This is a genomic window from Flavobacterium facile (assembly GCF_036321945.1).
Classification (GTDB): Bacteria; Bacteroidota; Bacteroidia; order Flavobacteriales; family Flavobacteriaceae; genus Flavobacterium; species Flavobacterium facile.
In genome coordinates, this window is record NZ_JAZAYT010000031.1 from 59398 (window position 1) to 82378 (window position 22981).

The 22981-nt window shown below is 32.1% G+C and carries 13 protein-coding genes; 7 read left to right on the forward strand and 6 right to left on the reverse strand.

Annotation, left to right across the window (positions count from 1 at the left end):
- The first annotated feature begins 14 nt into the window (after positions 1–14).
- From UEQ13_RS06900 to UEQ13_RS06910, 3 genes are all read left to right on the forward strand, one after another.
- Positions 15–836 carry an O-methyltransferase gene (locus UEQ13_RS06900; RefSeq protein WP_329805605.1) on the forward strand — a complete coding sequence of 274 codons (822 nt, stop codon included), beginning with the start codon at positions 15–17 and terminating at the stop codon, positions 834–836.
- Between the two features lie 75 nt (positions 837–911).
- On the forward strand, positions 912–1616 hold the full coding sequence (locus UEQ13_RS06905; RefSeq protein ID WP_329805606.1) for an ABC transporter ATP-binding protein: 705 nt from the start codon (positions 912–914) through the stop codon (positions 1614–1616).
- 223 nt (positions 1617–1839) lie between these two features.
- Positions 1840–2610 carry an alpha/beta fold hydrolase gene (locus UEQ13_RS06910; RefSeq protein WP_329805607.1) on the forward strand — a complete coding sequence of 257 codons (771 nt, stop codon included), beginning with the start codon at positions 1840–1842 and terminating at the stop codon, positions 2608–2610.
- Here UEQ13_RS06910 and dapF read toward each other — a convergent pair.
- Entirely contained in the window at positions 2607–3386 is a 780-nt protein-coding gene (gene dapF, locus UEQ13_RS06915; protein WP_329805608.1) for a diaminopimelate epimerase, read from the reverse strand. The genes UEQ13_RS06910 and dapF overlap by 4 nt on opposite strands.
- A gap of 204 nt (positions 3387–3590) precedes the next feature.
- Here dapF and UEQ13_RS06920 point away from each other — a divergent pair, with 204 nt between their 5' ends.
- Positions 3591–4979: a S1C family serine protease gene (locus UEQ13_RS06920; protein ID WP_329805792.1), complete on the forward strand. Its 1389-nt coding sequence runs from the start codon at positions 3591–3593 to the stop codon at positions 4977–4979.
- 61 nt (positions 4980–5040) lie between these two features.
- On the opposite strand, the gene UEQ13_RS06925 is transcribed toward UEQ13_RS06920, so the two are convergent.
- Complete coding sequence (locus tag UEQ13_RS06925) at positions 5041–5415, reverse strand: acyloxyacyl hydrolase (RefSeq protein ID WP_329805609.1); 375 nt, start codon at positions 5413–5415, stop codon at positions 5041–5043.
- Between the two features lie 571 nt (positions 5416–5986).
- Between UEQ13_RS06925 and UEQ13_RS06930 the strand changes: the two genes are divergently transcribed.
- From UEQ13_RS06930 to UEQ13_RS06940, 3 genes are all read left to right on the forward strand, one after another.
- The gene (locus UEQ13_RS06930) at positions 5987–10948 is read left to right on the forward strand and encodes a reprolysin-like metallopeptidase (RefSeq protein WP_329805610.1); all 4962 of its coding nucleotides are present in this window, start codon (positions 5987–5989) and stop codon (positions 10946–10948) included.
- 23 nt (positions 10949–10971) lie between these two features.
- A complete protein-coding gene (locus UEQ13_RS06935; protein WP_329805611.1) occupies positions 10972–16665 on the forward strand; it encodes a choice-of-anchor D domain-containing protein in 5694 nt (1897 codons plus the stop codon).
- Positions 16666–16848: 183 nt separating this feature from the next.
- On the forward strand, positions 16849–18297 hold the full coding sequence (locus UEQ13_RS06940; RefSeq protein ID WP_329805612.1) for a glyceraldehyde-3-phosphate dehydrogenase: 1449 nt from the start codon (positions 16849–16851) through the stop codon (positions 18295–18297).
- Positions 18298–18362: 65 nt separating this feature from the next.
- On the opposite strand, the gene UEQ13_RS06945 is transcribed toward UEQ13_RS06940, so the two are convergent.
- The 4 genes from UEQ13_RS06945 to UEQ13_RS06960 form a co-directional block, all read right to left on the reverse strand.
- Positions 18363–19811, reverse strand: a complete 1449-nt coding sequence (locus UEQ13_RS06945; protein WP_329805613.1) for an APC family permease — start codon at positions 19809–19811, stop codon at positions 18363–18365.
- Positions 19812–19930: 119 nt separating this feature from the next.
- On the reverse strand, positions 19931–20995 hold the full coding sequence (locus UEQ13_RS06950) for a LysM peptidoglycan-binding domain-containing protein (protein ID WP_329805614.1): 1065 nt from the start codon (positions 20993–20995) through the stop codon (positions 19931–19933).
- Positions 20996–21090: 95 nt separating this feature from the next.
- Positions 21091–22131 carry an endolytic transglycosylase MltG gene (gene mltG, locus UEQ13_RS06955; RefSeq protein WP_329805615.1) on the reverse strand — a complete coding sequence of 347 codons (1041 nt, stop codon included), beginning with the start codon at positions 22129–22131 and terminating at the stop codon, positions 21091–21093.
- A 153-nt stretch (positions 22132–22284) separates the two neighbouring features.
- Positions 22285–22809: a GNAT family N-acetyltransferase gene (locus UEQ13_RS06960; protein WP_329805793.1), complete on the reverse strand. Its 525-nt coding sequence runs from the start codon at positions 22807–22809 to the stop codon at positions 22285–22287.
- Between the last annotated feature and the right edge of the window lie 172 nt (positions 22810–22981).

Sequence of the window (22981 nt, forward strand, 5' to 3'; positions counted from 1 at the left end):
CTACACCAAGCATAATGCTACAACAAATTAAGTCATACATAAAATTCCTATATCACTCCAAAAACGAACACGGCGTGCATTCGCCATTTGTGTTTGATTTGGTTACGAAATGTTTTTACGATAAAACGAAATTTCCTGAATATGACGTTTTAAAACAGTACAGAAATTCGCTTTTAGAAAACAAAAACACGATTGAAGTAACCGATTTTGGTGCAGGTTCACGCGTTTTTAAATCGAATACTAGACAAATAGCTAAAATCGCTCAAACTGCTGGAATTTCTCCAAAAAGAGCCGAATTATTATTTAGAATTGTCAATTATTTTCAACCAGAAACTATTTTAGAAATTGGCACTTCATTAGGATTAGCAACTTCAGCCCTATCGTTAGGAAATACATCTTCGAAATTAATTACTTTAGAAGGTTGTCCAAAAACTCAAAATCAATGTCAATTGCAATTGCAAAAATTCAATATCAAAAATGTTGAATGTATAAATACTGAATTTTCTAGCTATTTTAAAAACTTCCAGCTTCAGTCTTCCAACTTCCAGCTTATCTACTTCGATGGGAACCATTCTCAAAAGGCGACCTTAGACTATTTCGAACTATTATTACCAACTATCACAAATGATTCCGTTTGGATTTTTGACGATATTCATTGGTCAGCAGAAATGGAAAACGCTTGGGAAATCATAAAAAAGCATCCAAAAGTAAAAGTGACGATTGATACTTTTCAATGGGGAATTGTGTTTTTTAGAGCCGAACAAGAAAAAGAACATTTTGTGATTAACCCATTTAAAAATTGGAGTTCACATTTATTTGAAAGAATAAGAATTTAATTGTAACAAAATCTTCTATTTGGCTACTTATTAGTCGTAGTAATTACTGTAAACTAAAAACTGCGACTGAAAACTATGAAAACTCCAATAATTGACATTAAAGGCATTACACGTGATTTCCAATTAGGAAACGAAACGGTAAACGTATTAAAAGGAATCGATTTACTAATAAACAAAGGTGAATATGTGGCGCTAATGGGGCCATCTGGTTCTGGGAAGTCGACTTTAATGAATATTTTAGGTTGTTTAGATACACCAACTTCTGGAAGTTATATTCTAAATGGAAAGCAAGTTAGCGAAATGCATGATGACGAATTAGCTGAAATCAGAAACAAAGAAATCGGTTTCGTTTTTCAAACCTTTAACTTGATGCCTCGTACTACAGCTTTAGACAATGTGGCTTTACCAATGGTTTACGCAGGTTTTTCTAAAGATGAAAGAAACAAACGCGCAACAGAAGTACTAACACAAGTTGGTTTAGCCGACAGAATGGACCACAAACCGAATCAACTTTCTGGTGGACAACGTCAACGTGTAGCGGTTGGTAGAGCTTTAGTGAACAAGCCTTCTATCATTTTAGCCGATGAGCCAACTGGAAACTTAGATAGTAAAACTTCCGTGGAAATTATGAAACTTTTCGGCGAAATTCACGCCAACGGAAACACCGTAATTTTAGTTACTCACGAAGAAGACATTGCCGCACACGCACACAGAATCATACGTTTACGTGACGGAATTATTGAAAACGATTTCCAAAATAAAGAGATTGTTTCGTATTAGTTTTTAGAAGCAAACACCTACATTTCAGGTCAACAAATGTCCCGCTTTACGCTATATTCCCGAAAAAAAATCGGGAGATACCGCTTCAATCGGGGCTAGAATAGACTTTTAATATTTTAATACACGAGTACATCTTATGAAAATAAAAATTTCCAAAAAAATGTTTGTCTTCATACTATTTTGTGCCTACTTAGTTTTTTGTCAGTCGTGTATGAAAATGCGTATGTCGCCAAAAAAAACAATTGAATATTTCTCGAAATCAAATACTGCTTTTAAAGATAGTAATTATAAAATTTCTGAAACCCACCAAATCCATTATATTGAAACGGGAGACCCTACAAAACCTACACTTTTCTTTTTACATGGTTCACCAGGAAGTTGGGATGCTTATAAAACCTATTTATCGGATATCGATTTACAAAAAAAATTCCGCTTAATTGCCATTGACCGACCAGGTTTTGGCTATAGTAATTTTGGCGAAGCAGAAGATTTAAATGCACAAGCCAATTTAATTTTACCTTTTATTCAATCGAAAAACAACAACCAACTGATTACCTTAATTGGCCATTCTATGGGTGGACCAGTGGCAGTGAAACTCGCAACAAAAAAACCTGAGTTATTCAAAAATCTAGTCATTTTAGCAGGTGCGATCGATCCAAAAGCAGAAAACCCTGAAAATTGGCGACCAGTTTTAATGTCGAAACCCATCAAGTATTTAATTCCAGGTGCTTTCCGACCATCTAATGAAGAACTTTGGTGGTTAAAAGAAGATTTAGTTGCGATGAAATCTGAATTACGTAAAATCACTTCCAACGTAGTTATTATTCACGGAACCGAAGATTCGTTAGTACCTTATTCTAATGTAGCTTTTATGGAAAAAGAGTTTATAAATGCAGAAAAAGTTGAAACCATTTCTATAGAAAAAGCAGATCATTTTATTCCATGGTCGCATTATGAAATTATTAAAAAGAGTTTGATGAATTTGGAGGATTAAACCTCTAAACTTCCACCAAAAACCATCTCAGCTGGACCCGTTAAAAATACGTTTTTATAGATATTGTTTTCCACATCAAAACTAATGGTAAGTTTTCCACCTAACACATTAATATTGATTCGTTTGGCATCTGTTTTACATGTCGAATGCATCGCAATTGCAACTCCAGTTGCGCCTGTTCCGCAAGACAAAGTTTCATCTTCTACTCCACGTTCATAGGTACGAACTGAAAAAGTGTCAGCATCAATTTGTTCAACAAAATTAATATTACAACCACTCGCATCGTACAAATCAGAATATCTTAATTCCGAACCATTATTTTTGACATCAAAATACTGTAAATCTTTCACCAATTGTACATGATGTGGTGAACCTGTATAAACAAATTCATGCGTGTCAAAATGTTTCACATCTGTAACATCAATCATTTGTAAGGCAATTAAATTATTTTCAAATTTCGCATAATGATAGCCGTCTGACGCTTCAAAATGTGCTTCATTTTCAATGACACCTAATTGTTTCGCGAAAGCAACCAAACAACGTCCACCATTGCCACACATCGTACTTGTGCTACCATCAGAATTATAATACACCATAGTAAAATCATACTTTTCGTGATTTTCTAACAAGATTAAACCATCGCCACCAATGCCAAAACGTCGGTCGCATAGAAATTCAATTAGTTTGGTATTATTTTTGGGAAATGAATTATCACGATTATCAATCATAACAAAATCGTTTCCGGTTCCTTGGTATTTGTAAAAATTTATTTGCATAGTACAAAGATATTTATTTTTTTGCATAAAAAATTATTGCTGTATTTTTTATCTTGAATTTTGAAATTCTATAAATTCATACAAGAAAATAAATTAAACCAAATGCTAAAAAGGTGTTAAACAGTGTTAATCGTGCGTTAAACAGAATTTTAAATTTAAAAAACCTATATATATTTACATTATAAAATTAAAAAAATGAACAAGATGAAAAATTTAGGAAGTCTATTTATTGTATCATTAATGAGTGGTGCCGTTACTTTGGGTGCCTATAAATTCATTGAAAACCAAAAAAGTGATTCGGATTCATTTATAACTACTTCGCCAAATTATGCGAAATCAGTGAGTTATAATGGCGCAGAAAGTGTTGATTTCACAACAGGTGCCGACAAAGCTATTCACAGCGTAGTACACGTTAAAAATGTTTCTGTCCGAACCGTTTATGATCCGTTTGCCAGTTTTTTCTACGGACAAAGTGGTTCGCAACAACAAGAGCAAATTGGAACAGGTTCTGGAGTTATTGTTTCGGAAGATGGCTATATCGTTACTAACAATCACGTAATTCAGGATGCGACAGAATTAGAAGTTACCTTAAATAACAATAAAGCCTACAAAGCCAAATTAATTGGAACCGACAGTAAAATGGATATCGCTTTACTAAAAATTGATGCCGATGAAAAATTGCCGTTTATTGTTTTTGGAAATTCTGATGAAATTAAAGTTGGTGAATGGGTTTTAGCCGTTGGTAATCCGTATCAATTGAATTCTACCGTTACAGCGGGAATTATTTCGGCGAAAGCTAGAAATTTAGACAAAGCTAGTATTCAATCGTTTATACAAACTGATGCAGCGGTAAACCCTGGAAATAGCGGTGGTGCGTTAGTAAATACGAATGGAGAATTAATTGGAATTAACACGATGATATCCTCACCAACAGGAAGTTATGCAGGTTATTCTTTCGCAGTTCCTTCAAATATTACTAAAAAAATCATTGAAGATTTAATGAAATTCGGAAACGTACAACGCGGTATTTTAGGTGTTGAAGGTGGCGAATTAAATGCCGAAGCCGCTAAAAAATATGGCATCAAGCAAACAGAAGGATTTTATGTGAATAAAGTCAACAAGAATTCTGGTGCTGAAAAAGTTGGAATTGAAAAAGGAGACGTAATTGTAAAATTAGATGATACTAAAATTGCTTCATCAGCAGAAATGGCAACGGTAATCAATACGAAAAGACCAAATGATATTGTAAAAGTTTCACTTATTAGAGATGGGAAAAACATAGCATTAAATGTTCCGTTAACAAAAAAAGAATTAATTGCGTACGAATTTAATGGCATTGAATTTGAAGATTTAGATGCCAATGACAAGAAACGATTCAATTTGAAAAATGGTATAAAAATCAAAGAAGTTACTAATGCTGATTATGCAGAATATGCAGAAGATTTAAAGGGTTCTATTGTAACTCAAGTAGATAATATGCGAGCAACAGATATGGAAAGTGTTTCGGCGTATTTAGCTAAAAAAGAAGCAACAGAAAAAACGCGTTATCAAATTATCGCTAAAAACGGACAAATGTATCGTATCTTTTTATAGATTTTACAAAAAAGAAAACTAAGAAATTCGCAAAGCAGCTTATGTTTTGCGAATTTTTTTATTAATTGAATTCGTAATACGAACCAATTTCAAATCCTGAGGAGTTTAATCCGAAATTTGGCATTTGTAAATTCGCATTTGAGGCGTGTCTGAACATAAATTTCGCATCAAAAGAAACATTTTTTACTTTGTAATTGTATCCAACAGAAAGAATATCACTAAATGAGAATCCTTTTTTCAATCGTTCTGTATCTGTGTCGATATACATTGGTCCAGAATTTAAAGTGGCATATACTGAAGAATTTAAATTTAAATATCTTCGGTAAACCAGTCCAACATTTAAAACATATTCATTAATTGATTTTGGCTTCATGAATTTAGCTCTAAGTTCGTCTCCATTAACAACAGTATGACTAATAAACCAATAATTTATCATTTGATGTTTCGAACGATAATAACTTGGTTCCACTAAAATTTCCCAACTGTGTTTTCTTTTTCTCGACCAATTAAAATGATTGGAAAACTTAACTATTTTATTTTCATAAAGATAATCTGACTCTTGTTTTATAAATGTATTTTGTGATGCAAAACCTACAACAACTCCAGAACGTAACCAACGAAATTTCGGAATGGAATCTTGAGAATAAGCTACAGCAGTATAATAAAATAAAAATGATGAAATTTTTTATTCTCATTTATCCAAACTTTTAAAGATATTTTTTGCTTTTTGTAAAATTTCAGACAAAAGTATATTAAAAAAAACAATAATAGAATTTTTAAACAATTGAAAACCAATTTAGATTGAATTTCTCGACTAAATCTTAAACAAAATAAAGTTATCATCATCATAAAATTAATAAAACAACATAAAAAATAAAATATATTATTTTTATATTAAATCATGTTATTTTAAGAAAAAACACACGAGTAATCTAAATAAAATACTATACTTTTGCCTCGTATTCCTCATGAAATACTGACAAATACAGCCCCCTAAACCTAAAACCATGAAAAACAATTACTTGCTTAAGCTGTCTCTGCTTTTGCTAATATCAAATTTATCAAATGCACAAACAAATTGGAAAAAAGTAAATTACCACGATGTAAAAACAAAAATTGGTAATGGAACAAAAGAACAACTTCCTACTTCTTACAACTTATACAATTTTAACTTCTCTGATTTAAAAAACCGCTTAAAAATTGCTCCTGAGGAAAATTTTGATAATGCAGACAATTCAAATGTTTCTGTTTCTTTCCCATTAGAAGATGGACATTTTGAAGAGTTCAAAATAAGAAAAGTTTATTACATGCACAAAGAGTTAAGTGCACTTTATCCTGAAATTCAATCTTACGTTGGTATTAGTAAACAAAATCCATTACACAAAATATACATCAGTTTATCAAAAGATAATTTTTATGGTGTAATTAATGGTGAAAAAACTATTTATTTAGATCCTTATAAAAGAGGTGAATCTGATTATATACTTGTTTACAACAGAAAAAACTTTAATAAAGCTACAGATGATGACTTTAATTGTAGTTATGTGAATGAGGAAAAAGATGAAAATGTAGTACAATTTGGAACACAGCAACTTCAAAAAAATAGTATTGATGGTAAATATAGAACCTATGAAATTGCCATCGCTTGTACGTCAGACTATTCGGCTTATCATGGTAATACGGTAGCAGGTGTTTTAGCTGCAATGAACACTACAATTACAAGGGTAAATAGTGTATACGAAAGAGATATGGGATTAAGATTTCAAATCGTTCCAAATAACAATCGATTAATTTATATTAACGGATTTAATACGGATGCTTCACCAGACGCTGACCCATATGACAATTATAGTGGTTCACAAATGTTATCCGCAAATACAGGAAATATTTCTGGATTAATTACAGATTCTGCTTATGATATTGGTCATGTTTTTAGTACTGGTGGTGGTGGAATTGCAGGAACTGGACCTTGTGGGACTAACAAAGGTTCTGGAGTAACAGGAATTGTAACACCAGAGTTTGACCCTTTTGATATAGATTATGTAGCGCACGAAATTGGCCATCAGTTTAGTGCTGGTCATACGTATTATAATCCTTGTTTTGGTTCTAAAGTAACTGACGATTATGAACCAGGAAGTGCTTCTACCATTTTAGGTTATGCTGGTATTTGTGCGCCAAATGTTCAGGCGAATAGTGATGGATATTTTCACGCCAGAAGTATTGCACAAATGACAACCGCTGTAAATTCGCATACTTGCGAAACGGAAACAAGTTATACAAATGTAGAACCAACTGCAAATGCAGGTGCAGATTATACAATTCCAAAAAGCACACCTTTTATATTAAATGGGAACTTATCTTCTGACCCAACCGTTGGAGATATTTTAACTTATTGCTGGGAACAATATGACATTACTGACGGCGGAGTTCAACCACCAGTATCAACAAATACAGCAGGACCAGTTTTCCGTTCTTTTTTTCCAAATACAAATTCAGCGAGAGTATTTCCAAATTTAGACGCAATTATTGCTAATCAAACTCCAATATGGGAAGTTTTACCTTCGGTTGGAAGAACTTTAAATTTTAGATTAACAGTTAGAGATAATAATACTCAAGTTGGCCAAACCAATAGCGATAACGTTATAATTACAGTTAATACTACAGGACCATTTGTAGTTAATTCTCCAAATTTAGGTTCAGAAGTTTGGTATGCTGGAGAAACCAAAACGGTTACTTGGGCTGTAAATTCAACCAATACCTTATCTGCTAATGTAAATATCAAATTATCTCTTGACGGAGGTTATACGTATCCAATTACATTACTTTCAAATACAGCAAATGATGGAACTCAAACTATAACGGTTCCAAATAACATAACTAAAAAAGCTAGAGTTAAAATTGAAGCGGCAACCAACATCTTTTTTGATATTTCAAATCAGAATTTTGAAATAAAACCCGGAACATTTGAATTTATTACAGCTGGTACAAATATCCCTATTTGTAAACCAAATGTTGGTTCTTTTACTTTCAATTATGCAAAAGCACCAAATTTTGCGGAAGCTGTTACCTTCTCTATGGATAATTTACCAGTTGGATTAACGGCAAGTTTTTCACCAGCATCACTTTCGGTAAACGGACAAGTTACCGTTACTCTTTCTGGAGCCGCATCTGTATCTGCTGGAAATTATCCTGTTACTTTAAAAGGAAATTCTACAAATGCTACAGGAACAAGTCCAGTTTCATTAAATGTTTATGAAGACTTTATTGGACAACTTACTTTAAATTCTCCAACAAATGGAGCAACTAATCTTGCTACATCTGTTTTATTGAAATGGAACACTTTAACTAGTGCAGAAGATTATATCGTAGAAATTTCAGAATCTCCACTTTTTTCTTCAATAGCTGAAACAATTACAACTTCAAAATTAGAATATCAAACTACTTCTTTGGTTGAAGGCAAAATTTACTTTTGGAGAGTTCGACCAAAAAATACTTGTATATATGGCTCTTACTCGGAAATTTATTCGTTTCAAATTTCTAGAGACTTTTGTAATACTTATACAAATGAATATTTTGAAGGTGGTGATAACATTTGGAATATCAACTCAAATAATGCGGTAAGTGCTAGAATTGATGTTACCGATAATTTAATTATCAATAAAGTTAGCTTTTATATGAGAGCTACGCATCCGCTACTTACGGATATAAAAATGCAATTTAGAGCTCCAACTGGCGTTTTCGCAGAAATATATAATAGAGATTGTTCTGGTGCCAATTTTAATGTAACTTTTGATGATGCAGGAATGCCTTTAACATGCGGAAATGTTGATCCTGGAGTTGTTGCTGGTTTAGAAGGAATTCAACAACCGGGCCAGGCGTTTTCAAGATTTATTGGTTCAAATGCTCAAGGAACTTGGGTTTTATTAGCAACAGACCGAGTTTCAAACTCTTCAGGTGGTACTTTCCATGAATTTAGTATCACCATTTGTGGAAAATTACAAGTAGTAAATAATATTGCTTTGGTTAATAATGCATTAACAATTAATCAAGGAGCAACTCAAAACATAACTTCTGCATTATTAAGCGCTACACAATCTGGTGCAACAACAGCACAATTACAATATATAGTAACTAAATTACCAACAAACGGTTATTTATTATTGAACGGTCAACGTTTGTATGTTGGAGATTCGTTTACACAAGCAAATATTAATAGTGCGCAACTTTCTTACAAACACAATGCACTAAGCACTGTTACTGATAATTTTATTGCAACAATTAAAGGAAACAATTTAGCCTTACTTGGTGGACAAACTTTTACAATAAATGTAACACCACAAACTTGTGCGACTTCTACAACTTGGAATGGAACAGCCTGGAGTAATGGAAGTCCAGATAAAAACAAGAATGTTATTTTTAATGGCAACTTTACTACTTCAGTAAATTTAGAAGCGTGTTCGATTCAAGTAAACGGAACTGCTGTTTTAACTATTGCTTCAGGAACTAATGTAACAGTAAACAAAACCGTTTCAATTAACACAACAGCGAATATTATTGTTCAAAATAATGCGAATTTAATTCAAGTTGAACATTTAAATAATACAGGAAATGCAACAGTAAATAGAAATAGTAGTCCGATAGTTCGATTAGATTATACCCTTTGGTCATCGCCAGTTTCAAATCAAAATTTATTAGCTTTTTCACCACAAACGGTTACAAATAGATTTTATGTTTACAATCCATTAACCGGGACAAATGGTTCTTATGATCCGATAATTCCAAGTTCAAATAATTTCATACCTACAAAAGGATATTTAGTAAGAGCTCCAAATAACTGGTCGAGTACCGTATATTCTCCATATACTGGGAACTTTACAGGAACTTTTAATAATTCGTATTTCAAACCTGTTATCAAAAAAGGAATTTCTGGTTATAATGCCATTGGAAATCCTTATCCTTCTACTATTAGTGCTAATGATTTTATCTTAAAAAACACATTTAATAGAGGAACCGAAAATCAAACCATTGATGGAACCTTATACTTTTGGACACATACACAACAAGCGGTAGCTGGAACATATCCATTAAACAATTACGCAACTTACACTTTATTAGGAGGAACAGCTTCTGCAGCTGGTGGAGCATCACCAAACGGAACAATTCAAGTAGGACAAGGATTTATTGTAAATGCAGTTGTTCCAAGTTATATTTCTTTTTCTAACGAAATGCGATTGATAAACAATGGAAATCAATTTTTCAAAGCATTTAGTCCTTGTGAAGTTTCATTTAATTCAGAAGAAAAACACAGAATTTGGTTAAATCTTAAAAACGAGACTGGCCAATTTAGTCAAGCTTTAATAGGCTATATGAACGAAGCAACCAATAATTACGACTTCGGAATTGACGGACTTTCGTTTGGAAACCAAGGAAGTAATTTGTATTCTGTAGTTGATTCAAATAAATATGCAGTTCAAGGTAAAATGCTTCCTTTTACAGATGAAGATGTTATTCCATTAGGATTATCAATTGTTGAACCAAGTACTTATAAAATTGAAATGAATAACATTGACGGATTATTTGCTGGAAATCAAAACATCTATTTAAAAGATAAAGTATTAAATGTTATTCACGATTTAAAAAACGGAGCATATTCTTTTGACTCTAACATTGAAATTATTGATAATCGATTTGAAATTGTCTTCAAAGATGTAACGCTATCAAATAGTTTAGAAGAAATTTCAAATTTCACCATCTATCAATCGGAAAATCTTGTACATATAAAATCATTTAATGATGAAATTCAACAAATTGAAGTTTATGATTTATTAGGAAGACGAGTATTTTACAAAAAAAATATAAATGAAACTGAAGATAGTTTTTCATTACTTAACATCAATAATCAAGTTTTAGCTGTAAAAATTACAACAAAAAACAAAGGCATTATAACAACAAAAATAATTACTAATTAATCTTACCCCTTATTCTTATCCTTATGGTAGCATCCCCCCTACTAAAAACAAAAAAAACAAAAGCATTACTTACTTTTATGTTAGTATTCTTTTTAAATTTCACAAATGCACAAACTACTTTTTTCAATGCAAATTTTGAAAATGGAACAGGTGTTAATGCATGGACACTCACATCTACTGGAGCTAATGACAGTAGTTGGTTGAGAGGTACTGATAATGCTCAGCATAATAGAGCTCCATTTTTGCTTGATCCTGGAACTGGTAATATAACAAGTTGTATGTATACAAAAAGACATGGAGGTGGATCTCAATATCAAAACAGAACAAATATTCTGGCCACTTCACCGATAATAGATTTCTCAAGTTATGAAAATATTACGTTATCCATTGATACAAGAACTGATATTTCAGACAACACGAACGACGGTATGAAAGTTCAATATCAATTGAACGGCGGAGGTTGGCAAAACCTAGGTAATGGATCGGGTTGGTATACTGAAAACATTAGTAGTTTGGGATCTAATGGATGGTCTGGCGGAGATAACAACTCACTGTGGCAAACCAGAAATATTAATATTTCAAGTGAAGATAACAACTTTAACGGTAACGACAATGTTCAATTTAGAGTTATTTTTATTTCAAATAATAATGTTCGTGGTATTGGTGGAGCTTTTGACAACTTTAAACTAATTGGTTTTGCAAGTCCAGAAATTTCAGTTTCTGGAAATGGAACAAATATTATTGATGGAGATGCAACTCCTACATTAGCAGATTTTACAGATTTTGGAGTGACTTCTATCGGGACTCCAAAAACTAGAACGTTTACAATACAAAATAATGGATTATCGCCATTAACTATTGGAACTTTTTCTATTACTGGAGCTGATGCTGGAGAATTTACTTTAGTAACTCCTCCAGCCGCATCAATAGCAAGCGGAGCATCAACTACTTTTACAGTAAGTTTTTCACCGGGAGCATTAGGTGTAAGAAATGCAACTATCTCTTTTGTAAATAACGATACTAATGAAAACCCATTTGATTTTGCTATACGCGGTACTGGTGGGGAACCAGAAATTAACATTACAGGTTTTGGAAATAACATCTTAGATGGTGATTCCTCTGCTGCTGGCTCAAACAGAACTTTGTTTCCTAACTCAATACCAGGAGGAAATTCCACTAATACTTTTACTATTCAAAATACTGGAACAACACCATTAAATTTAACTGGTGCTCCTTTTGTTCAGTTGTCTGGTAGTGCAACTTTTACCGTTACTGGCTTCCCAACTTCTCCAATACCAGCAGGTGCATCAGTTACATTTACAATAACATTTAGTCCTTCAGCAGTTGGAAATTATTTAGCAATTGTAACTATTAATAATAATGATACAGACGAAAGCATTTATGATTTTGCAATTCAAGGAAACTGTATTATATCAGGAAGAGAAATAGATATTCAAGGAAATGACACATCAATTCCAGATGCAGATATAACACCTTCAATTATTGATTTGACTGATTTTGGTACAACTTATGTTGGATTGCCAATCTCAATTCCTTTTCAAGTATATTCTTTAGGAAGCAATACTTTAAACGTAACTTCTGTAGCGATTACTGGAGGAACTGGCTTTACAACAACAAATTTAAATCAAAATATAAATTCAGGGTCAGTTGCCTCATTTGTAGCAACTTTTACACCAACTGCTACAGGAACATTTAGTGCAACAGTTACTGTAAATAATGATAGCAATGTTACAGCAGGCAAAAATGTTTATACTTTCTTAGTAAGAGCTCAAGTAGCTGTAATGCCTACCATATCTAATGCTCCAGGAGGAGTTACAACTAATTTAAGACTTTGGCTAAAAGCAGACAAAAACATTGGTAACTATACAGATGGAGCATCTTTAACAACTTGGCAAGATAACGTATTTGGTAATACAAGAAATGCTAATACAAAAACGTCTAAAAGCCCGGTTTTTTATAATAATGCTACAAATAATGTGAATTTTAACCCTGTAATAAATTTCAATGGTGGAAGCGCAATGTATGGAGGCCAAGGTTTCAACAATCACGATATGTTTATCGTTGTTAAACCAAAGGTTGCTATTAATAGATCAACAAGTGCACAAGATGTTTTTTGTGGTGATGATGTGAATACAAATCAAGGTAGCCAAGATGTTACTGGATTTTCAATGGGAAATTCATCTGCTAGATATTCAAACGAAATTGTTGCATACAACCAAGCCGCAAATACAGAATATGGTGAAGCAGAAATTAATGGCACTAAATCCTATGTTGGTCCTCAAATTTTTAATCCAAGAAAAAGAGATAATACAGCAAACAGTTTAATGCATATCTTTAATAATGGTTTACAACTTACTGCTTCAAATGTTGCTACTGGAACTTACAAAAACATACTAAATTCGAGATATTGGTTAGGTAGAAGTGAGTTTTTTGATTCAAGTTATGGTGGAGACATTTTAGAAGTTATTACTTATGACGCAAGAAACACAGATGGAAATAGAAGAAAAATTGAATCTTATTTAGCTATTAAATACGGAATTACATTAGGAAATAATGGAACAAGTTTAGATTATGTAGACTCAAATGGAACTACAATTTATAACGCTTCAGCTGGATTTAATTATGATATCGCTGGAATTGGAAGAGACGATGTGGCTCAACTAAATCAAAAACAATCAAAAACTGTAAATAAAGAAGAAGATATTACATTAGGATTGAATAATATTTTTGCCACAAATAATCAAAACTCAAATTCGTTTGGAAGTGACATAAGATTCTTGATGTGGGGAAATAACAATGCAAGCTTAGCTGCTGCTGCTCCATTAATAGTTAATATAAGTTCTGGAATTACTCCTGCTTTAACCACAAATGTTGATTTTACATCTGTTCAAAGAACATGGCGAGTAATTGAAACTGGTGGAGATGTTGGTACTGTAAAAATATCACTACCTGCAACAATGTTAACAGCAACATTATCGCCTCCAGGAGATTTTTATATGTTTATTTCTGATACTCCTGTATTTACACCAACTGCAGAATACCGTGTAATGACAGCTAATGGTTCTAACTTAGAGACTTCTTTTGATTTCAACGGAACAAAATACATCACTTTTGGATTTGCTCCAGAAAGAACTTTTGTTCGTGCAATCGATTTTAACGGAACTAGTGATTATGTAAATTCAGGAAATAATGTAAATTTAAATGGAAGTTTTTCAGCATCAGGTTGGATAAAAAGAGATGCAACAAACGGAACAATTTTAAGTAAGAAAAACGCAACTACAGGTTATGAATTTTTTATAAATGCGAGTGGAAATGCACAAATGACATGGACGAATGGAGCGGCAACTCAATCTATAACATCTACAATTGTTATTCCTGCTTCAAGGTGGCATAATTTAGCAGTTACTTATGATGGAACTACTGCAAGAATGTATATTGATGGAGTTTTAAATAATTCAGCAAATGTATTAGCACCACAAAACAATGCTTTTGAATTTTTAGTTGCGGCATCAAATTCTGCATCAATTACTAAACATTTTAATGGATCAATTGATGAAGTTAGAATATGGAATACAACATTATCTGTAAATCAATTGCGATTTTTAATGAATCAAGAAATGGATAAACATACAGATGGTTCTACTAAAGGTGCAATTATTCCACAAAACATAACACTAAATGAGGTTGTTAGTTTACCTTGGAGTAATTTAATGTTGTATTATCCAATGTCAACTTACACTTACACGAATGTTAAAGATAAGTCGAACAATAATATAACTGGTGCTTTGAAAAATGTAACAACAATTGACAGACAAACAGCACCGTTACCATATGAATCAAGAACAACCGGAAACTGGACTACAGCTACAACTTGGACCAATAACACATCAAACTACATTCCAAACTCAAACTCAGTTATTGATGGAACAACTCCAATTGATTGGAATATTGTTAGAATAAACAATGATGTGATTTCAACTGGAAATAAAACTATGTTAGGATTACTTGTGGATACTACACGTAATTTATTTGTTCAAAACGATACTAAAATGCAAATTTCTCATTATTTGTTATTAAATGGTAAAATTGATTTAGTGGGTCGTTCTCAATTAATCCAAACATTAAATTGTGATTTAGATGTTGTAAGTACTGGAACTTTAGAAAGAGACCAGCAAGGAACTGGAAACTTATACAATTATAATTATTGGTCATCTCCAGTTAGTACAGAAGCGAGCGTTGTTTCAAATAACACAGGATACACTCTAAATAATGCTATGAAAAATGGTACAACAGCTACAACGCCAGCAAACATTAATTGGGTAGGCGGATTTGATGGAAGTACTTCTCCTTTTAGTATCGCAAGAAGATGGTTGCACAAATTCACTAATCTTTCTCCTGCTTATGCTAACTGGCAACAAATTACGGAAAACTCAATATTAGCAACAGGTCAAGGGTATTCAATGAAAGGAAGCGGTGTAGTAGCACCTCCTGCAATCAGTACACAAAATTATGTTTTTGTAGGAAAGCCTAATAATGGGTTAATTTCATCAACTGGATTAAATATTGGTGCAGGAGCAATAAATTTAATTGGTAATCCATATGCTTCTGCTTTAGATGCTACAGCGTTTATTAATGATAATTTATCAAGAATTGATGGTACTTTATATTTTTGGGAACATTATGCTACGAATAACACCCACTATTTAGCAGCTTACCAAGGTGGTTATGCTACAAGAACCGCTTTAGGAGGAGTTACTCCGGTTGCACCAGCTTTAATAAGTGGAGCGGGTTCAAGTTCTAGAATACCTGGCAGATTTATTCCAGTTGGACAAGCTTTCTTTGTGAAAGGAAATGCAACAGGTGGTACAATTACTTTTAATAATAATCAAAGGTTATTTATTAAAGAGGAAAATGCAGATTCTAATATTATGTTTAGAAATGCAACTAGTTCTAATTCTCAAAACTCAGCTCAGGAAACGAATCAAGAAGATAATTTTGAAATTAGTCCATATAAATTAATTAGATTAAGTTTCACTGCTATTGAAGGTAATATGCAAAGACAATTATTATTAGGTTTTACACCAAACAATGAAGCAACTTCTGGATTAGATAATGGATACGATGGTGCAGCTATAGATTTGCAAACTAATGATGCTTATTTCCCATTATTGAATAAAAATTTAGTTATTCAGGCTGAAGGTACTTTTAATGATAATGGCATATTTCCTATTAACATTAAATCTTCTAGCAATGGAAATGGTAAATTTGTAATTGATGAATTAGTTAATTTTGATCAAAATCAAGAAATTTATTTACATGACAATCAAACTGAAATTTATCATAGCTTAAAAAATGGTGAGATAATATTACCAATCTCTACAGGTGAAATTACCAATCGATTTACTATTCGATTCAAAAACAACACCCTAAATAATGATTCATTCGACTTAAACACTAATACTTTTTATCATTTCAATAACGAATTAGTAATTTTACAACAACTTCTTGATGAAGATATTAATGAAATAAGAGTTTATAATGTTTTAGGTCAAAATATCAAAACTTGGACTTCTAACGATTTTGATTCAAGTTCAAGCAGAGTAACTTTACCAACAAAATCTTTTGCAAAAGGAGTTTACATCGTTAATGTAACAACTAAAAAAGGTAAATATTCTAAAAAAATTATTGTAGAATAATGAATTAATTGGAAAAATAAACATTTTTTTTACTAATGAGCTCGATATTGTATCGGGCTCATTTAGTTTTATTGAATAAAAATATGGCGATTCGAAAGTATCATAAAAAAGTGTGAAAAAGCTTTACGAAAACGATTGAAATATATACTTTTGCATGAAATTAGTAACACAATCTATATTTTCATGAACAACAACACTATTTACGAAAAAGAATTAGCTTTTCAAGCAGACAGAAGAAAAGCATGTGTAGAATTCGTTAGAATTATAAGCGATTTATGGTTCGACAAATCTATTGAATTAGTATTATTTAGAAATCAATTGATAGATAGAAATGTTTCTGACATTATCAACTTACACGAATATGCTGGTGCTTTTGTAGAAAAACCAATTAATATTTTTGATTCGGTTGAAATTGCTAGAGCGATTGAAAATTTAGATTTACCACCTTCTCGTATTGATATTGGAAAATTAACGTACGAATTTCACTTAGAAGACGATAAATATAACGACGCAACTGCTTTTGTTATTGACAAATTGAAAAATGCAAAAGATACTTCTGAGATTGTTCCTAAAGATGTAGTACTTTACGGTTTTGGACGTATTGGTCGTTTATTAGCTCGTGAAATGATGAGCAAAATTGGAAAAGGACAACAATTACGTTTACGTGCGATTGTAACTCGTGATAAAAACGATGCGGTTTTATTAGAAAAACGTGCTTCTTTATTACGTTACGATTCAGTTCACGGTGATTTTGAAGGTTCAGTTACTGCAGATCCAGAAAACAACGCTTTAATTATTAACGGAACAACGGTTCATATTATTACAGCAAATTCTCCAGAAGAAATTGACTATACAGCTTACGGAATCAATAATGCTTTAGTTATTGATAACACAGGTGCTTTCACAACGGAAGAAGCTTTAGCAAGACATTTAACTTCTAAAGGTGCCGATAAAGTTTTATTAACAGCTCCAGGAAAAGGTGTTCCAAATATCGTTTATGGTGTAAATCATGATGATTACAATCCAGACGAAGTAAATATTTTCTCAGCAGCCTCTTGTACAACTAACGCTATTACGCCAATTTTAGCTGTTGTTGAAGAAACTTTAGGAGTTGTAAAAGGACATTTAGAAACGATCCACGCATATACAAACGACCAAAACTTGGTGGATAATATGCATAAAAAATACCGTCGTGGTAGAGCAGCAGGTTTAAACATGGTAATTACTGAAACGGGTGCTGGTAGCGCCGTTGCAAAAGCTTTACCAAGTTTAGCAGGTAAATTAACTTCAAACGCGATTCGTGTTCCTGTTCCAAATGGTTCATTAGTAGTTTTAAACTTAGAAGTTGGTAGAGAAACATCTGTTAAAGAATTAAACGAAATCATGAAAAAATATGCTTTAGAAGGAAACTTAGTAGAGCAAATTAAATATTCAATGAACAACGAATTAGTTTCTTCAGATATTGTTGGAACTGCACAACCTTCAATTTATGATAGTAATGCTACAATCGTTTCTGGAGATGGTAAAAATATCGTTTTATACATTTGGTATGATAACGAATATGGTTACAGTCACCAAGTAATTCGTTTAGCGAAATATATTGCTAAAGTAAGACGTTATATGTACTACTAGAATTTAGCAGCATAAAACAAAAAACCGTTCCGATAATAATCAGAACGGTTTTTTAATTTATATAATTAAGCTATTTTTTCCGTTTTCTTCTGAGTCAAATAATAAACTGGAATACCTAATAACACAATTCCTAAACCAAAACCTGTATTTCTTGTATCGTAAATTAATAATATAATACTGATTATTGAAATCAAGACTATATACAAAATAGGTACAAATGGGTAACCAAAGGCTTTATACGGTCTTGGCGTATCAGGTTCTTTTTTACGAAGAATAAAAATTCCGTAAATAGTTAGCACGTAAAACAATAAATTAGCAAAAGTAGCATAGGTTAATAAATCACCATATTTACCAGACAAACACAATACTGAAGCCCAAATACATTGCATCCAAAGTGCTTTTTCAGGCACTTGATTTTTATTTAATTCACCAGCACTTTTAAAAAACAAACCGTCTTTACTCATCGCATAAAACAATCTTCCGCCTGCTAATATTAATCCTGAATTACATCCAAAAGTGGAAATCATAATTAATCCCGCCATGATAAAAACACCTGCATTTCCAAAAATCACTGAAGCGGCACTTGCCCCTAACCTATCTTCGTTCGCATATTTAATTCCTTGTCCTAAAAAATCTGTAGCCAGTGGGTTTCCATCTAAAGGTAATAAAGAGAAATAAGCCAAATTGGCCAATAAATAGATTATCGTAACAATTAAAGTCCCTAAGAATAAACTTTTCGGAATGTTTTTTTGTGGTTCTTTAATTTCTCCCGCGATAAAAGTAATATTGTTCCATGCATCAGAAGAAAATAATGAATTAATCATCGTAAAACCAAGCATTCCTATAATAGCAAAACCTGTTAAAACTTCTGTTGTTATTTTTCCATCTACAATTGTGGTTTTAGAAGCCGCCCACATATCGGTAAAATTACTAGCTAAAGTATCCGATTGCAATCCAACATATAAACCAAAAACAATTAAAGCAAACAAGGCAAATAACTTAGCTGCTGTGAAGACAAACTGCAGGTTTTTTCCGCTTTTTACACCTTGATTATTGATTACAGTTAAAATTACAATACTCAAAATAGCCAACACTTGTTGGTATTGAATTTTATAGGAACCAATTTCCATTAAACTTTCACTTAAAACCGGGAAAAATATGGCGGTATATTTTGCAAAAGCTACAGCTACTGCAGCAATTACACCTGTTTGAACTACTGTAAAAACAGTCCAACCGTATAAAAAAGACATCATTTTTCCGTAAGCACGCTGAATATAAACATATTGTCCACCCGCTTTTGGCATCATTCCAGCTAATTCGCCATAACTTAAGGCTGCTGCAAGAGTTAGAAAACCGGTTAAAATCCAAGCTAGTAAAATCCAGCCCGCTCCACCAATATCTCTTGCCATTATTGAGGTTACAATAAATATTCCGGAACCTATCATCGAACCAGCGACTAAACTGGTTGCATTTAACAATCCTAATTCTTTTTTAAACTCTGTTTTGTTGTCCATAGTAAAATTATAGTTTTGCTAAAGATAAAAAAAGAAAACGATTCTCGATACATTTTTTGTTTCGATTCACTTCACAAAAAACACTCGAATTGACGAGTTAAAAAATTAAATTCGAGCAGTTATTCAGGAATAACTCTGTTGATTTGTACGAAACGTTTGTCGTAATATTCTTCTGTAACTGAAGAAATTATGACTCCTGAACTTGTTGAAGAATGCACAAATTTGATATCATTTTCAGAAACTTCGGTGATTAAACCCACGTGATTTATTCTTGACGAACCACCTGTTGCAAAAAAGATTAAATCACCTTTTTGAGCAGAAATTTTATCAATTTTAACACCAACTGAAGCTTGTTCATTTGAAGATCTTGGCAACGTGAAATCGATAGCTTTAAAAGAAGAAAACATCAAACCAGAACAATCAAAACCATCTGAATTCGTACCACCACTTCTATATTTTGTTCCGATATTATGAGAAGCTATTGCAATTACCGATTCTATTTTAGATAAACCTTCCGTTGAAATTGGTTGCGATACATTCGGCAAAACAACTTCCTCAGCTACAACTTCTTTCTCAATTTTTTCTGAAGTTCTAATCACCAAACGAGTTCCAATTGCTAAATCATTTTTAATTTGCGGATTTAATTCTTCTAATTCGGCAATGCTAATTTTAAATTTTTTAGAAAGTCCGTATTTGGTTTCCTTTGGTAAAACTGTATGAAAAACTTCTGGAAGTGCATCTATTTTTTCAACTTTTTCAATTTTGTCCTTTTTTTGTTTTGGTTTTTCAACAACAATTTTTTCTGGAATGGAATAATTTTTAGATTTCGAAACTTGTAAAACCTGACCAACTTTTAAACCTTCCGATTCAACACTTGGATTCAATTGCTTCAATTTTTCGATACTAATGTTATATTTTTTAGATAATCCGAATAGCGTTTCTTTTGCAACCACTTCATGCTCTAGTATTTCTAAGTCTTTCTTCTCAGAAATTTGTAAAATAGTATTGACATCTAAACCTTTTTTTGCAGTTGGATTAAGTTGCTCCAAATGCGAAACAGTAACATTATATTTTTTCGAAATACTATAAAGTGATTCCCCTTTACGTACAGTATGTTGTAGGTTTTCTTGTGAAAAACCCAAGCTTATAAAAAGAGAAAAAATGGCAGTTGTAAAAAATTTCATTGTATAGTAACGTGAAAAATAGAGGAATCGTATAAAAAAATCAGGTGTAAGTAATCTTTTTAACACTTACACCTGATTTAAAATATTTTATGAAGTTATCTTTTGTAATTCTGTTTCGCTACCCAATCAGCATATTTAGCTGCCACTTTTAAATGCGCATTATAATCAGTAGCAAACTCGTGGTAACCAAATTTCTCTACACTAGCGCAGAAATATAAATAGTCATGTTTTTCAGGACTTAAAACCGCATCAATTGCAGAAACATCTGGCATAAAGATTGGTCCTGGAGGTAAACCTGTATTTCTATAAGTGTTGTATGGAGAACTTGTCATTAAATCGTTGTGCATCACACGTTTAACAACTAAATCCCAATTGTTTGATTTTTGTTTTAAAGCATAAATCACTGTTGGATCTGCTTGTAATGGCATATTCTTGTTTAATCTATTTAAATACACACCTGCTACTTTTGGTCTTTCGTCTGCTTTAGCGGTTTCTTTATGTACGATTGAAGCTAAAGTATAGACTTGAGCTGGAGTTAAATTTAACGCTTTGGCTTTGGCTAATCTACCATCATTCCAAAATCTTTTGTATTCTTTTGTTAGTTTTTCAGATAATTCTTCTGGAGTAATGTTCCAATAAAATTCGTAGCTATTTGGAATGAAAAACGACATTACATTGTCTATATTCAAACCATTTTCTTGTAAAAAAGTATCGTTTGTGAATATGTCTTTCAATTTTGTTGTATCAGGTTCAATTTGTGAAGCCAATCTTACGAACAAATCTTGCACTTTTTCTTGATTGTTAAACGCTAATTTCACAGGAACATTTAAACGCAAAGCACGAACAATGCTAAAACTGCTCATTCCTTTTTTCAATAAAAATTTACCCGATTTTACATTCGTATCGTATTCTCTTTTTGAAGCTACCCAATCAATTTTATCTTGATTTTCAACATATGGTGCTAATATTTTCTTAACATCTTCATATTTAGAATCGGTTGGTACGTAAACGAACACTTCCTCTTCTTCAAATTTTGTATTTCCTGTAAAGGCTTTATTGATTACATATCCACCACAAAGAATAATGAATAAAGCTCCAATGCTGATAATTCTTAAGAATAATTTTTTTGCTCCCAAAATTTTTATTTTTTTATATTAAATTATAATTTTAAACACATAGACACATAGTTTTTTTCGTTAGTCACTTCGTTTAAAATAGTTAACATAGCTATGTTTTATCTTAAATGAAATAAATTTAACTCTAAATTAAATTCTATGTGTCTATGTGTTTTAAGTTTTTATTAGTTGAAAAAGTACTTCATCTACAAAAGTACCATTTATTTTATTCCAGTCTTTTTTTACTCCGATTTTTTGAAAACCAAAATTACTAAAAAGCTGTAAACTAGCTTCATTATTTGTGGTAATATTTGCAAATAATTGATGTAAATTCAAATGGGTGAAAGCGAAATTTGTAATTAACTGCAAAGTTTCTTTTCCAATTCCTTGATTTCTAAAGTTTTCGGAAATAATTATTCCAATTCCAGCACGACTATTTTTCGCGTCAAAATCGAACAAATCTATTAATCCGATTTTTTCATTGGATTCGGACAAAACAATAGCCAAACGTAATTGTTTCGCTTCAAAAATATCTTGCTGTGCATTTTCTAGATATTGCTTCAAAACCCATTTACTATAAGGCGTTTGCGTATTACTCACTTCCCAAATCGATTCGTTGTTTTCTATTTCGTATAGAAAATCTAAATCTTCGGGTTCGAGTGCTCGCAAATGGATATTTTGTCCTTTTAATGTCATAATTTATTTTTTACCGCAAAGACACTAAGGTTTTCGCAAGGTTCGCAAAGATTATTTTTTCAAACACATAGTCACATAGGTTTTTGATAGTTACTTTGTATGTTAAAGATCAGATAGAATCTATGTGTAAAAAATAGAATTTTCTAAAATATTCTAAAAGAAAAATAAAATATGT